This is a genomic window from Streptomyces sp. NPDC040610, assembly GCF_055594065.1.
The window spans coordinates 346,098-359,548 of sequence record NZ_JBVIXA010000001.1; the positions used below are offsets into that span (position 1 = coordinate 346,098).

Annotated in this window: 12 protein-coding genes and 1 riboswitch; of the genes, 7 read left to right on the forward strand and 5 right to left on the reverse strand. The window is 72.7% G+C overall.

Annotated features, from left to right (window positions below):
• Nucleotides 1-349: 349 nt before the first annotated feature.
• Nucleotides 350-1,930, forward strand: a complete 1,581-nt coding sequence (guaA, locus tag ACZ6AA_RS01725; protein ID WP_087887805.1) for a glutamine-hydrolyzing GMP synthase — start codon at nt 350-352, stop codon at nt 1,928-1,930.
• A gap of 77 nt (nt 1,931-2,007) precedes the next feature.
• Here the strand turns inward: guaA and ACZ6AA_RS01730 are convergent, their stop codons facing one another.
• A complete protein-coding gene (locus ACZ6AA_RS01730; RefSeq protein ID WP_468450799.1) occupies nt 2,008-2,487 on the reverse strand; it encodes a pyridoxamine 5'-phosphate oxidase family protein in 480 nt (159 codons plus the stop codon).
• Nucleotides 2,488-2,680: 193 nt separating this feature from the next.
• Here ACZ6AA_RS01730 and ACZ6AA_RS01735 point away from each other — a divergent pair, with 193 nt between their 5' ends.
• The 3 genes from ACZ6AA_RS01735 to ACZ6AA_RS01745 all read left to right on the forward strand — a co-directional run bounded on the left by ACZ6AA_RS01735 (nt 2,681) and on the right by ACZ6AA_RS01745 (nt 5,734).
• Entirely contained in the window at nt 2,681-3,466 is a 786-nt protein-coding gene (locus ACZ6AA_RS01735) for a class II aldolase/adducin family protein (RefSeq protein WP_468450801.1), read from the forward strand.
• Nucleotides 3,467-3,695: 229 nt separating this feature from the next.
• Nucleotides 3,696-4,961 carry a hypothetical protein gene (locus ACZ6AA_RS01740; RefSeq protein ID WP_468450803.1) on the forward strand — a complete coding sequence of 422 codons (1,266 nt, stop codon included), beginning with the start codon at nt 3,696-3,698 and terminating at the stop codon, nt 4,959-4,961.
• A 245-nt stretch (nt 4,962-5,206) separates the two neighbouring features.
• Entirely contained in the window at nt 5,207-5,734 is a 528-nt protein-coding gene (locus ACZ6AA_RS01745; protein WP_468450804.1) for a DoxX family protein, read from the forward strand.
• Here the strand turns inward: ACZ6AA_RS01745 and ACZ6AA_RS01750 are convergent.
• The gene (locus ACZ6AA_RS01750; protein ID WP_468450806.1) at nt 5,731-6,087 is read right to left on the reverse strand and encodes a hypothetical protein; all 357 of its coding nucleotides are present in this window, start codon (nt 6,085-6,087) and stop codon (nt 5,731-5,733) included. The genes ACZ6AA_RS01745 and ACZ6AA_RS01750 overlap by 4 nt on opposite strands.
• Entirely contained in the window at nt 6,074-7,411 is a 1,338-nt protein-coding gene (locus ACZ6AA_RS01755) for a PspC domain-containing protein (RefSeq protein ID WP_468450808.1), read from the reverse strand. Before ACZ6AA_RS01755 ends, ACZ6AA_RS01750 begins: the two co-directional genes overlap by 14 nt.
• Nucleotides 7,412-7,656: 245 nt before the next feature.
• Between ACZ6AA_RS01755 and ACZ6AA_RS01760 the strand changes: the two genes are divergently transcribed.
• Both ACZ6AA_RS01760 and ACZ6AA_RS01765 read left to right on the forward strand, forming a co-directional pair.
• Nucleotides 7,657-8,946 (forward strand): PspC domain-containing protein, encoded by a 1,290-nt coding sequence (locus ACZ6AA_RS01760; RefSeq protein ID WP_468450810.1) that lies wholly within the window; start codon nt 7,657-7,659, stop codon nt 8,944-8,946.
• Nucleotides 8,943-9,683 (forward strand): LuxR C-terminal-related transcriptional regulator, encoded by a 741-nt coding sequence (locus tag ACZ6AA_RS01765; protein WP_468450812.1) that lies wholly within the window; start codon nt 8,943-8,945, stop codon nt 9,681-9,683. The genes ACZ6AA_RS01760 and ACZ6AA_RS01765 overlap by 4 nt, the downstream gene beginning before the upstream one ends.
• 99 nt (nt 9,684-9,782) lie before the next feature.
• Here the strand turns inward: ACZ6AA_RS01765 and ACZ6AA_RS01770 are convergent, their stop codons facing one another.
• The gene (locus tag ACZ6AA_RS01770; protein ID WP_468480401.1) at nt 9,783-10,841 is read right to left on the reverse strand and encodes a C40 family peptidase; all 1,059 of its coding nucleotides are present in this window, start codon (nt 10,839-10,841) and stop codon (nt 9,783-9,785) included.
• A 447-nt stretch (nt 10,842-11,288) separates the two neighbouring features.
• On the opposite strand from ACZ6AA_RS01770, the gene ACZ6AA_RS01775 reads away from it, so the two are divergent.
• Nucleotides 11,289-11,642: a hypothetical protein gene (locus ACZ6AA_RS01775; RefSeq protein ID WP_385711926.1), complete on the forward strand. Its 354-nt coding sequence runs from the start codon at nt 11,289-11,291 to the stop codon at nt 11,640-11,642.
• A 133-nt stretch (nt 11,643-11,775) separates the two neighbouring features.
• Here ACZ6AA_RS01775 and ACZ6AA_RS01780 read toward each other — a convergent pair whose 3' ends face one another.
• Nucleotides 11,776-13,008, reverse strand: coding sequence for a C40 family peptidase (locus ACZ6AA_RS01780; RefSeq protein ID WP_468450816.1), 1,233 nt, complete (start codon nt 13,006-13,008; stop codon nt 11,776-11,778).
• Between the two features lie 8 nt (nt 13,009-13,016).
• A riboswitch (cyclic di-AMP (ydaO/yuaA leader) is annotated at nt 13,017-13,173 on the reverse strand.
• Nucleotides 13,174-13,451: the final 278 nt, after the last annotated feature.

Consider the following 13,451-nt stretch of genomic DNA (forward strand, 5'->3'; position numbering starts at 1 on the left):
CCCAGTGTACGCACGCCACCCCCGACGTCCACCCCACCCGTCCCCAAGCTCCCGCGAAGCCCACCGGCACGGGGATTCCCCTCCGCCTCGCCAAGCCCGCCCGCGCGTGCCCTCACCCACCCGCCCACCCCCACTCAGCCCGTCCGGCGCTTGAGGACGAGCGCGAAGCGCGACAGGCGGGCCACCGGCCGCCGGGAGGCCGGGGCCCGGGGGGTCTGGGGCGCAGGCCCCAGGGACGGGACGGGAAGGGAAGGGGCGGAGAGGGCGAACAACCACACCAGACGCCCACCCCCCGTCCCCCCGTTAGAATCGATGAACACACCCTTTGCTCACCGCCGGAAGGCAAACCGTGCCAGTAGCGCCCCCCGCCGCCCCCGACACCGTCCTGGTCGTCGACTTCGGAGCGCAGTACGCCCAGCTCATCGCCCGCCGCGTCCGCGAGGCCCGGGTCTACAGCGAGATCGTGCCGAGCACCATGCCGGTTGCCGAGATGCTCGCCAAGAACCCCGCGGCGATCATCCTCTCCGGCGGCCCGTCCTCGGTGTACGCCGAGCAGGCCCCGTCGGTGGACCGCGCCCTCTTCGAGGCAGGCGTCCCCGTCTTCGGCATGTGCTACGGCTTCCAGCTGATGGCGACGACCCTCGGCGGCACGGTCGACAACACCGGCGCCCGGGAGTACGGCCGCACCCCCCTGCACGTCTCCAAGTCCGGCTCGACCCTCTTCGAGGGCACCCCGGACGAGCAGTCCGTGTGGATGTCGCACGGTGACGCGTGCAGCGCCGCCCCCGAGGGCTTCGCCGTCACGGCGTCCACGGACGTCGTCCCGGTCGCGGCCTTCGAGAACGACGAGAAGAAGCTGTACGGCGTCCAGTACCACCCCGAGGTCATGCACTCCACGCACGGCCAGCAGGTCCTGGAGCACTTCCTGTACCGCGGCGCGGGCCTGACCCCGTCCTGGACCACCGGCAACGTCATCGACGAGCAGGTCGCCGCGATCCAGGCCCAGGTCGGCACCAAGCGCGCCATCTGCGGGCTGTCCGGCGGCGTCGACTCCGCGGTCGCCGCGGCCCTCGTCCAGAAGGCCATCGGCTCCCAGCTGACCTGCGTGTACGTCGACCACGGCCTGATGCGCCAGGGCGAGACCGAGCAGGTCGAGAAGGACTTCGTGGCGGCCACCGGCGTCCAGCTGAAGGTCGTCGACGCGCAGGAGCGGTTCCTCTCCGCGCTCGCCGGGGTGTCCGACCCCGAGGAGAAGCGGAAGATCATCGGCCGCGAGTTCATCCGCGTCTTCGAGCAGGCCCAGGCCGAGATCGTCGCGGAGGCCCCCGGGGACCAGCCCGTCGAGTTCCTCGTCCAGGGCACGCTCTACCCCGACGTGGTCGAGTCCGGTGGCGGCACCGGCACCGCCAACATCAAGTCCCACCACAACGTGGGCGGCCTCCCCGAGGACCTCGAGTTCCAGCTCATCGAGCCGCTGCGCAAGCTCTTCAAGGACGAGGTGCGCATGGTCGGCCAGGAGCTGGGCCTGCCGGACGAGATCGTCCAGCGCCAGCCCTTCCCGGGCCCCGGCCTCGGCATCCGCATCGTCGGCGAGGTCACCCGCGAGCGCCTCGACCTGCTGCGCGAGGCCGACGCCATCGCCCGCGAGGAGCTGACCGCGGCCGGGCTTGACCGCGAGATCTGGCAGTGCCCGGTCGTGCTGCTCGCCGACGTCCGCTCCGTCGGCGTCCAGGGCGACGGCCGCACCTACGGCCACCCGATCGTGCTGCGCCCGGTCTCCTCCGAGGACGCCATGACGGCCGACTGGTCCCGCCTGCCGTACGACGTGCTCGCGAAGATCTCGACCCGCATCACCAACGAGGTCGCCGACGTCAACCGCGTCGTCCTCGACGTGACGAGCAAGCCGCCGGGCACCATCGAGTGGGAGTAGTCCCCACGGCCCTGCCGGCCTCCTCGGCCTGAACGCCGGTGCCGCCGCCCACGACCCGGGCGGCGGCACCGGCGTTCTCACGTCCGCCTGGTCTTCCTCAGCGGCTTCCCCGGCTTCCAGAGCTGCACCGCCAGGTACTTCTCCTCCTCGATGTACGTCCGTACGACCTCCGTCAGCTCCGTACGGAACAGGTGGAACGCCTCCGGGTCCGGCGGCTCCACCTCGTCCACGTACAGCGCGACCGTCTCCGGGTCCCGCACCTCGACCGCCCGCCCCGCGATCCTTACGTCGCCGCCCGCCATCTCCGTGCCCGCCCCCGGATTCGCCTGCAGCGCGAACCGCGGATCGCGCCGCAGATCCAGTGCCTTCAACGAGTTCGGCATCATCCCGAGCCACAACTCCCCGTTCAGGAAACGCACTTCGAGCCCGGTCGTACGCGGTGACCCGTCCTTGCGCAGCGTCGCTAGGACGTGGTGCGTGAACTGTCCGAAGCGGTCCTCGACGGTCGTTGCCAACTCGGGCTCCGCGGCCGCGAAGGCCGCCCAGTTGAAAGTCATGCGCCGATTCTCGCGCCCAAACCCGACACGTACTGTCCTCATTCGCGCACCGTCCCCGATGCTCGCGCCGCTCTCCACCCTCGTCCCGTGCCGTCCTCCCTGCCCCGCTCCGGACTCCCTTCACAGGAGACCCCTGTTTTCCTGCGCTGACCGGCGGTAACTTCCGCTCCGTACGGCCAGGGACGGAGGACACATGCAGGCGCCCACACCCATACCCGTCGAGCGGTTGCAGTTCGCGATGCCGCCGGCGCACGAGACGCCCGAGGACGAGCGACGCCACCGCAAGGAACGCCTCGCCGCCGCCCTCAGGATCTTCGGCCGCCTCGGCTACGAGGACGGGGTGTCGGGGCACATCACCGCGCGCGACCCCGAGTACGACGACTGCTTCTGGGTGAATCCCTTCGGCATGCCCTTTGGGCACATCACCGTCGGCGACCTCGTCCTCGCCAACGCCGAGGGCCAGGTCGTCGAGGGCCGCCACCACGTCAACCAGGCCGCCTTCACCGTGCACGCGCAGGTCCACCGCGCCCGCCCCGACGCCGTCGCCGTCGCGCACTGCCACTCCACGCACGGCCGCGCCCTGGCCGCGCTCGGCGAACTCCTCGACCCCCTCACCCAGGAGTCCTGCGCCTTCTACGAGAGCCACGCCCTGTACGACGGCTACACCGGCGTCACCGTCGACGCCGAGGAAGGGCGCCTCGTCGCCGCCGCGCTCGGCGACCACAAGGCCCTCGTCCTGCGCAACCACGGGCTCCTCACCGTCGGCGGCTCCGTCGACGCCGCCGCCTGGTGGTTCATCTCCATGGAGCGCTCCTGCCAGATCCAGCTCGCCGCCCGCGCCGCCGGACGCCCGGTGCTCATCGGCCACAAGCAGGCCGTCGAGACCCGCGAACAGCTCGGCGGCGACCTCGTGGCCTGGATCAACTACCAGCCGCTGTGGCAGGACATCACCCGCGCCGAGCCCGACCTGCTCGCCTGAGCCCGCCGCCCCCGCCCCGCCGCCCGCACACACGTGCCCGCCCGCGCGCGGCGTCAACCAACGCGTCGCCGGACCACCCGTGCTGACCTGACCCGCGGAACACGCACAGGCGTCCGTGCGGCACAATTCCCAGACACCGCAAGGAAGTTCACGGACACGCGACCGAACGAAGATCCGGACGCGCGTCCCGCGGTGGCTTCGGTCAAGGGCGGGGAAGGCGGCGTACGCGGTGGCGGTGCAGGAAGCCAGGCAGGGGGCGCACGGGGGTGGCTGCGCGTGCGGCGACTCCCCGCACGGGGCGCGCGAGGGACACCGGCGCGCCGTGGCCGCGTTCCTCGCCAAGCGCGACGAGCTCGCGGCCGGGCACGGCGTGCCCGCGGCCGTCGTCCACTCCGCGGGCGCCTCCCGCCAGTGGGTGTCGGACGAGCTGACCCAGTCCGCGCGGAACGTCGCCGAACGCGGCCGCGCCGAGGGCCAGGCCTGGCTCACCCGGCTGTGGCCGCGCACCCTCGCCGTCGTCTGGGTGGGCGTGCTGATCCTGCTGCTCGTCCAGGCCCTCACCGCCGTCGGCACGGGCTGGACCACGGCCCGCACGGCCGGGCTCCTCGCCGCGCTCGTCGTCGCCGCGGCCCTGAGCGGCGCCGCGTATCTGCACCGGGCCCGCGGCGGCGTCATCGCCCCCGTCATCGGTGAGGACAACCGGCTCTCCACCTCGCGCGCGGTGGCCGCCTGCTGGGTGCTGTTCGTCGTCTTCGCCGTGCTCGTCCTCGCGGGCGAACTCGCCGCGGCCTCCGGCCACGACGCGCGCGAGGACCTCGTCGACGGCCTCAAGCTCGCCCGCGCCGCGGGTCTGGTGACCGTCCTCGCCGTCGTCTGCGGCGTCGCCGTGCTCGTCCGCCGTGTCGTCGGCCTGCGCGTCCTCGCCCAGCGGCTCCAGAAGGTGCGCGCCGACCGGCCGCGCGCCGCCGACCTGCTCACCGACGACGCGGGCCGCGGCCACTTCGCCGACGTCCAGTACGTCCTCGTCAGCGCCGTCGCCGTGGTCTTCGTCGCCGTCCGGCTCGCCCGCCGCCCCGAGCAACTGCCCGACCTGCCGTGGGGCCTGGCCCTGCTGGTCCTCGTGTCCGCCGCGACATACCTGGCCGGCAAGTACGCCGAAGGCGGCAGGCCCGTCATTCTCTCCGTCGTCCGCTCCCGCGAGGCGGGCGACCTGGACGCCCCGATCCGCACCGGCGACGACATCGAGATCCGTGGCGCCGGCTTCGTCCCGCCCGGCGCGGGCAGCGCCGACCGCCTTGCCCGGATGGCCGTCCGCATCGGCACCGTCCACGTCCATGTGCCCCTCGTCCCCGTCCCCGGCGGCTTCACCAACCCCACGGACGCCGTCCTGACCGTCCCCGTGCCCGTCGACGTCGAGCCCGGCCGCGTCGACGTCCAGGTGATCACCGCCGCGGGCGTCGAGACCAACCGCTGCACCATCGACGTCACCGACTGACCGGCCCGCACCACCACCCCCGCCACCCGCCGCGCCGCTCCCCGCACACCTCGCCCGGCCACCCGGACCGCTCCGAATGGACGCATGCACATCCCCCTCCCGAGTGCCCCGGAGCCCCGCCCCCTCCGCGGTCCCCCGGAAGCCGTCGAGGAATCCGCCGCACGCCACTGAGCAGCGGCTCCTTCTCGTACGTATGGTCAGTTGACGGGGCAACGGGCGAGGCGCGGGAGAGGCGGCGGACAACCATGGCTCACGGCATGCGCACGGACAGCCACAGCGGCTATGCCAGGCGGAACGACTGGCGCGACAACGCCACCCGCTACGCCCTGCTCCCCCTACGGGTCTTCCTCGGCGTCACCTTCATCTACGCGGGCCTCGACAAGATCACCGACAGCGCCTTCATGAAGGCGAAGGGCGTCGGGTCCATCGGCGAGACCATGCGCGGCGTCCGCGACCTCGCCGCCTTCCCCGAACTCGTCGACCTGGCCCTGAAGAGCCCCGTCGGCTTCGGCTACGCCATCGCCTTCGGTGAACTCGCCGTCGGCATCGGCATCCTGATCGGCTTCTTCGCCCGGCTCGCCGCCCTCGGCGGCGCCCTGATCTCCCTCAGCCTCTGGCTGACCATGAGCTGGCACGAAGAGCCCTACTACTACGGCAACGACCTCCCGTACCTGATGGCCTGGCTGCCCCTGATCCTCGCCGGGGCGTCCTACCTCTCCGTCGACGCCTGGCTCGCCGAACGCCGCAACTCCAGAGGACTGGGGCTGGGCTAGGGCCTGTCCGAGGGCGCGCCGGAGCCGCTTGCCGGTGCCTTGTCCTCGGGGCTCGCCGGGGTGCCGGTGGCCGCCGGGGCCTCCGGGCTGTCCGGAGCGGGCCCGGCCGCCGGACGGCTCTGGTCCTTCGCCGGAGGGCTCTGGTCCTTCGCGCGGGGCCGCCGGGCCTTGCGTATGCCATGGGCCACGGCCGCCGTCGCCGCCGCGAGGAACAGACCTCCCACCACGATCGGGATCATCGCGAACCACGGGGTGTCCCACAGCCCGCCCGCGTCGCCCGCGAACACCAGGCCGGCCGCCGCCAGGAAGAAACCCGCCACCAGCCTGCCGGGCTGGAACTCATGACGCAGCACGTTCCACCTCCACCTGTCCGACGCCGACTTCGAGCCGCAGCTCGATCGTGCCGCCGTCCTTCGCGCCCCGCGGCGGGGCCAGGGTCTCCGACTTCTCCTTGCCGGGCTCCACGTCCACGTCCTTGCTCTTGTCGCCCGGCAACTGGATGTCGCCGACCCCCACCTCGGCCCGCAGCCGCACCTCGGCGTCGCTCGGCACGATCACCTTCAGACGGCCCGCGCCGACTTCCGCGCTCGTGCTCACCGTCTGGTCCTTGCCGAGGTCGATCCGGCTCAGGTCCAGCGTGCCCACGCCCGTGCCCATCTCGTAGGTCGGACGGACGTCCGCCGTGGCGGCCGGACGCCAGTCCGTGCGTATCCAGTCCGTGGTGATGTTCTTCGGCAGGGCGGCGGCGCCTGCGACCAGGCCCGCGGTGATCACCGCGAGGACGATCGAGCCCGCGCCCGTGCGCCCGAGGAAGGAGCTGACCGCGATGCCGAGTCCGAGCACGGCGAGCGCGCAGGCGAAGCCGGTCTGCAGGCTGGTGCCGAGCGGCTCGTCCTCCCAGGTCAGGGACGAGCCGAGACAGCCCGCGAGCACGGCGGCGAGGAACACCCAGCCGCCGAGCCAGCGCGGCCCGCGCGGGCCGGTCGGCTCGGGGGCGGGGGTGCGCCGGCCCGCGGGGGAGTGCGGAGCGTCCGGCTGATACTCCACCGCGACCGGGTCGGGGCCCCAGAAGTACTTCGGCATCCCCTCCGGGCCCGTGCCCTTCGTGAGGGGGTCGCGCCACCACGACGGGCCGCCCGCCACCGGCGGGGCCAGGGTCTCGGGGGGCGCGTCCGCCGCGGCCTGGACCGCCACGGGGTCGGGGTCGGGGGCGCCGCGGTGCTGCGACCAATACCCCGCGCCCGCGAGCAGCAGGGCGAGGACGGCGGCGAAGGTCAGCGCGTCGCTGTTGTTCAGCAGGGTCAGGAACACACCGCAGCCCACCAGGGCGAACAGCACGGCCGTCAGCGCGTGGCCGTCCACGCGGCCGGTCAGGAGGCGGCGGGCCTCGTTCTCGTCCTCGTCGTCGTACGGCACGAACAGCCATGCGAAGCCGTAGAAGACCAGGCCGAGACCGCTGGTGATCGCGAGCACCGCTAGGCCGATGCGGAAGATCACCGGGTCCATCTGGCAGTGCCGCCCCAGGCCCGCGCACACGCCGCCCAGCTTGCGGTGCCGGCGGTCGCGGCGGAGCTTGGGCTCGCGCACGGCCTCCGGACCGCCCGGCTCCGCGGCCGTGGCGGTGGCGGTCTCGTGCGGCGGAGCCGACGGGCCCGACGCGGGCTGCTGATCTGTCATGAGTCCATGGTGACGGCCAGGCGCCCGCCGCGGCAGCCGGGACAACCCTGGCCCAACCCTGAAATCGCCCCTGACCGCCCCGGAGCCCACAGCCCTGACCCGGGCCCCGGGTCGGCCCGGGAAGCCCGTGCGGGAGCCCCGGCGGACCGGCCGGGGGACCGGCGCCGGACCGGCCGAGAGATCAGGGGAGTCTCGGGGCTCGACCCTGATGCCCCCGCACGCGCCCGCGTGTGAACATCGGACACATGCCGGAAGCCGCAGCTGTACCCATCGAAGACGAGCGGCCGCTGCGGAAGCTCTATCGCAGCGGCGAGGGCCGCCTGCTCGGCGGGGTCGCGCGCGGCCTCGCGGGGCATCTCGGGCTGCCCGTGATCTGGGTGCGGATCATCTTCATCGGCCTGTTCCTCGACAACGGCCTGGGCGCGCTGCTGTACGCGGCGTTCTGGTTCTTCGTGCCCCTCGGTGTCGGCGGTGTCGGCGGCGCCCAGCGACCGGCCGTGGTGTCCACCGAGACGTCCCCGGACGGCCGCCGCAAGCTGGTCGCCCGCAAGCCGGACAAGGGCCAGATCGTCGCGCTGGCCGCGATGGTCATCATCGTCATGGTCTTCGTCGGCAGCGTCGACCTGGAAGGCCCGACGCAGGCTTATCTCTGGCCGACCCTGCTCGTCGCCGCCGGTGTCGCGCTGGTCTGGCGCCAGGCGGACAACGCCCGCAGGGCCCGCTGGATGGAGGTCGGCCGCAGACGGCGCACGCTGACGATCGCCCGGACCGCCGCCGGAGTGGTCCTCGTCGGCGTGGGCGTGTCCGGCATCTTCGTCCTGCGGGGCTCCGCGTCCGACCTCGGCGCCGCGCTCCAGGCGGCGCTCGCCGTGCTCGTCGGGATCGCGCTGCTCGCGGGCCCCTATCTCGTGCGGATGTCGCAGGACCTCTCCGAGGAGCGGCTGATGCGCATCCGCGCCCAGGAGCGCGCGGAGGTCGCCGCGCACGTGCACGACTCGGTGCTGCACACCCTGACCCTGATCCAGCGCAACGCGGACAGCCCGGGCGAGGTCCGCCGCCTCGCCCGCGCCCAGGAGCGCGACCTGCGCGCCTGGCTGTACAAGCCGGAGGGCACCGGCAAGGACGAGGCGGAGGAGCCCGACACCCTCGCCGAGGCCGTGCGCCGCAGCGCCGCGGAGGTCGAGGACAAGCACGGCGTTCCGATCGAGGTGGTCGTCGTCGGGGACTGCCCGCTCGACGAGGGGCTGACGGCGCAGATGCAGGCCGCGCGGGAAGCGATGGTGAATGCCGCCAAGTACGGTGGCGAGGGCGGCGCGGTGCAGGTCTTCGCTGAAGTCGAGGGGGAGACGGTCTTCGTGTCCGTGCGGGACCGCGGCCCGGGATTCGATCTGGACGCGGTGCCGGACGACCGCATGGGCGTACGAGAATCGATCATCGGCCGGATGCAGCGGAACGGCGGTACGGCGCGGTTGCGCGCGGTGCCGGGCGGCGGCACGGAAGTCGAGCTGGAGATGGAGAGGACGGCGGCGACATGAGCGACGCGACCGAAGAGGGCGGACCGACGGAGGCCGACGTCCAGCGGGGCGGCGAGGCGGGCGGCGCCGGGGCCGGGCGGCGCGTGCAGGTCGTCCTGGTCGACGACCACCGGATGTTCCGCACCGGCGTGCAGGCGGAGATCGGTCAGACGGAGCGCACGGGCGTCGAGGTGGTCGGGGAGGCCGCCGACGTCGACCAGGCGGTCACGGTCATCACGGCGACGCGCCCCGAGGTGGTGCTCCTCGACGTGCACCTGCCGGGCGGCGGCGGGGTCGAAGTCCTGCGCCGGTGCGCGCCGTTGATGGCGGACGCGGAGAACCCGGTGCGGTTCCTCGCGCTGTCGGTGTCGGACGCCGCGGAGGACGTCATCGGGGTCATCCGGGGCGGCGCCCGCGGCTATGTCACCAAGACGATCACCGGCACGGACCTGGTCGACTCGATCTTCCGGGTCCAGGAGGGCGACGCGGTGTTCTCGCCGCGGCTCGCCGGTTTCGTCCTGGACGCGTTCGCGTCGACGGACGCGGCGCCGGTCGACGAGGACCTGGACCGCCTCACGCAGCGCGAGCGCGAGGTCCTGCGGCTCATCGCGCGCGGGTACGCGTACAAGGAGATCGCCAAGCAGCTCTACATCTCCGTGAAGACGGTCGAGTCCCATGTCTCGGCGGTGCTGCGCAAGCTCCAGCTCTCCAACCGGCACGAGCTGACCCGGTGGGCGACGGCGCGGCGCCTGGTCTGACGGCGGTCGGGCCCACGCCACGGCGGGGTCGGGCCCACGCCACAGCAGGGTCGGGATCGCCCCACGGCAGGGTCGGGCCCACCGCGCGGCGGGGCGGACTCACCCCACCCGCGTCGCCCCGGCGAACGGCATCTGGTCGATGGGCGCGAGCCGCACCGGCGCGCTCGGGTTCGGGGCGTGGATCATCTTGCCGTCGCCGACGTAGAGGCCGACGTGGCTGATGCCGGAGTAGAAGAACACCAGGTCGCCCGGCTGGAGTTCGGCGCGGGAGACGCGCCGCCCCGCGTCGATCTGGGCGTATGTCGTGCGCGGCAAGGAGACGCCCGCGGCGCGGTACGCGGCCTGGGTGAGGCCGGAGCAGTCGAAGGCGCTCGGGCCGGTGGCGCCCCAGACGTAGGGGCTGCCGAGGGCCTTGTAGGCGTACGAGACGGCCGCCGCGGCGCGGGAGCCGACGGCCTTCGAGGCGCCGGGCGCGGGGCCGCGGGAGGCGTCGCGCGAGGCCCTGTCGGCGTCCCCGGCCGCCCCGTCCGCGGCGAGGCGGGCGCGCTCCTCGCGGGTCAGCCGCGCGAGCAGCCGCTTGGCCTCGGCGAGCTTGCCCGTCACGGTCTTCTTGTGCTTCCGCAGGTCCGCCTGGCGGGACTTGAGGTCGTCGAGCGTGCCGTCCGCCTCGGTGTGCAGCTGGTCGAGCTCACGGATCTGGTGGCGTACGTCGGTGACGGTGGCGGCCTGGCGGTGGCCCGCGCGGTCGGCGCGAGAGGCCCGGTCGAGGAACTGGTCCGGGTCGGAGGAGAGCGCCAACTGCACCGACGGGTCGATGGCTCCGGTGCGGTACTGCGCGGTGGCCAGTGAACCAAGGCCCTGGCGGGCCGTGTTGAGCTTCTCGGTCCTGCGGGCCGCCTCGTCGCGCAGGTCGGTCAGGGACCGCTCGGCCTTGTCGGCCTTCTCCTTGGCGCCGTTGTACTTCTCGGTGGCGACCTCGGCCTCGCGGTAGAGCTCGTCGACCTTGTCCTTCACCTCGCTGGGAGTGAGCCGGGGCTCCGCGTGTCCGGTGCCCTCGAAGGCGGTCGCGGTGGCGGCCGACGCGAGGGCGAGGGTGGCGGCCGTACGGGCCGTATGGCCGCTGAGCGAGCGCCGTTTGGGCTTGCGGTGCGCTGCCACGGAGGCTCCACGTCCTTCCTTGTGGCCGGGGCCCCCACCGGTGCCGCCGAGCCTGACGCCGCTGCGGTGCCGGTCCGACGGCGCTCGCACAGGGGAGCGGGACGCCGTCGGACTTTCTCGGCGGAGGTGGCCGACTGCCGCCCCTGACGGGGTGGCGGTGGGGAGCCGGTCACCTGGCAGAGGACGCTAAACCTGACCGTCACCGGTTCGTGACCCGATGTGCGCTAACGACGGATGAGTGGCGAGGAGTGAACGGATTCGAGCGGCACGGCCGGGGTGCGGTGGCGGGTTTCGCGGCGCGCGTGACCGATGTGGCGTTTGTGGCCCGCCTTCTCGGTGGTGGGTGATACGGCGCCGCCCGGTGACGGACGCCGCGGCCCCGGCGGCCGGGACGACTGCCCGGCCCCGCCCGGCTCCCGCCGAGCGCCGGGAATTAGGCTCCGCCCCATGGACGTACTCATCCATCTCTTCGTCGGCCTGCACATCATCGGCATCGCCTCGCTCCTGGGCGGCTTCCTGACCCAGATGAAGGCGATGGGCGAGGGCACGGCCCGGTTCAGCCCCGCGATGCTGCACGGCGCGTTGACCATGTTGATCACCGGAGTCGCCCTCGTCGGGTTGAACCAGGCGGACGACAACACGGTCAACAACCTCAAGATCGGCATCAAGCTCGCGCTGCTGATCGTGATCCTCGGGCTCGTGTACGTGAAGCGGGACGAGGAGAAGGTCGACAAGGGGATGTTCGGGGCGGTCGGTGGCCTCACGACGGCGAACATCTTCATCGCGGTGCTCTGGACGTGACCGCCATCCCCTGACAGGTCCGACAGGTCCGACGGGTCCGACAAGTCTGAGAGGAATTGCCCCGCACGCACGCGTGCGGGGCAATTTCGTAGCTCTACGTAGACAGCGATTACGTGCGCGGAGGGTTAACGGTTCACGCGGGGCGGACCACGCTGTGGATCGGCATGTAGTAGATCGACTCGACGCGGACGTTCGCGCCCGGCTTCGGGGCGTGGATCATCTTGCCGTCGCCGATGTAGATCCCGACGTGACTGATGTCGTCGTAGAAGAACACCAGGTCACCCGGCTTGGCCTGGGAGGTCGGCACGGTCGTGCCGACCTTCACCTGGTCCCAGGTGGTGCGCGGCAGCGAGATCCCGGCGGTCTTCCAGGCCGCCTGCGTGAGCCCGGAGCAGTCGTAGGAGCCGGGCCCCGTGGCGCCCCACACGTAGGGCTTGCCCATCTGCTTCTCGGCGAAGGCGATCACCTTCGCCGCCTTGGCCGCGTATCCGCTGCCCGCACCCGAGCCGGAACCCGTGTCCGAGCCCGAGCCCGCCCCGGAGCCGCTGTCCGCCCCGGAGTCCGAGCCGGACCCCGAGCCCTGCTCCTGCCCCTGCTCACGCTCCCGCTCGCGCCGCTCGGCGGCCTCCTTGGCCTTCCGCTCGCGCTCCTCCGCGGCCTGCTTGCGCGCCAGCTCGGCCGCCTTGCGCTTGGCGGCCTCCTCCTTGCGCTTCTCGATCGCCGCGAGCCGCGCCTTCTCCTCGGCGGTCAGCTTCGACAGGAGCGAGCGGGCCTCGGTCAGCTTGGTCTGGACGGTCCGCTTGCTCGACCGGAGGTCGTCGCGCGAGTCCTGCAGCGACTTCAGGCTCTTCGTGGCCTTCGTGCGCTGCTTGGTCGCCGCGACCTGCTGGGTCTGGTAGTCGTCGACGGCCTTCTTCTGGCGGCTGGTGAGCCGGTCCGCGAGGTGGTTCTGGTCGAAGAAGCCCTTGGGGTCGTCGGCGAGCATCATCGCGGCGGTCTCGGAGACGGCACCGGTGCGGTACTGCGCGGCGGCGAAGGAGCCGAGCTCCTGCCGGGCCTCGTTCAGCCGGTCCGTGCGTTTGGCCACGTCGTCCAGGAGCCGGTCGGCCTTCTTGCGCTGCTTGTCGGTGCGCTCCTTGGCCGAGTTGTACTTCTGCGTGGCCACTCCGGCCTGCTGGTAGAGGTCGTCGACCTTCTTCTGGACCTCTTCGAGGCTCGGCTTGCCCGGCTCGGCGGGGGCGGCCGGCGCGGCGTTCGCGCTCTGCGACAGCAGGGCCACCGATGTCAGGGCGGCCGTCGTGATGCCGAGGGCCGGGGTGGTGCGTATCAGGGCTGAGCGGCTGCGCGGCTTGCGGTGCGACGCCAAAGCTGGCGACTCCTTCCGTGGACCGCCTACCGGGTTAGCTGTCGGGTTCGGGCGGGTGCTCCGGAAGGCTGCCCTACCGCTGCGTACGTCGTACGGAGCGGATTCACCCCAAAGAACATGGTGGGTCCCCGGCTCCGAACACGTCGGACTCGGCGGAGGCCGCGCGTGACCGGCGGGGATCGCCGGTGGGGGGACGTACGGCCCGCGCAGCACGCTAGCCAACTCCCGTGGCACGAGGGAAGGATGATGTTCGATATGCCCGATACATTTTCGTGACTTTACGAGGCCCTTGGTGCCGTGCTGACGCGGACGGCCGGGGCCGTGGCGCAGCGTGACGCCCCGGGCGCGCAGCGGGGGCGTGGCCGGAACCGGGCGGGCTCGGGGCGGCCTCGGGGCGGCCTCGTGGAACCCGGGGCGGGTTGTCAGTGGGGCCGCCTAGACTC

Excerpts from the sequence above, each read along its gene's own strand:
- ACZ6AA_RS01730 (WP_468450799.1), bottom strand. The coding sequence starts at position 2,487 with ATGACTTTCAACTGGGCGGCCTTCGCGGCCGCGGAGCCCGAGTTGGCA.
- ACZ6AA_RS01735 (WP_468450801.1), top strand. The coding sequence starts at position 2,681 with ATGCAGGCGCCCACACCCATACCCGTCGAGCGGTTGCAGTTCGCGATG.
- ACZ6AA_RS01745 (WP_468450804.1), top strand. The coding sequence starts at position 5,207 with ATGGCTCACGGCATGCGCACGGACAGCCACAGCGGCTATGCCAGGCGG.
- ACZ6AA_RS01755 (WP_468450808.1), bottom strand. The coding sequence starts at position 7,411 with ATGACAGATCAGCAGCCCGCGTCGGGCCCGTCGGCTCCGCCGCACGAG.
- ACZ6AA_RS01760 (WP_468450810.1), top strand. The coding sequence starts at position 7,657 with ATGCCGGAAGCCGCAGCTGTACCCATCGAAGACGAGCGGCCGCTGCGG.
- ACZ6AA_RS01765 (WP_468450812.1), top strand. The coding sequence starts at position 8,943 with ATGAGCGACGCGACCGAAGAGGGCGGACCGACGGAGGCCGACGTCCAG.
- ACZ6AA_RS01775 (WP_385711926.1), top strand. The coding sequence starts at position 11,289 with ATGGACGTACTCATCCATCTCTTCGTCGGCCTGCACATCATCGGCATC.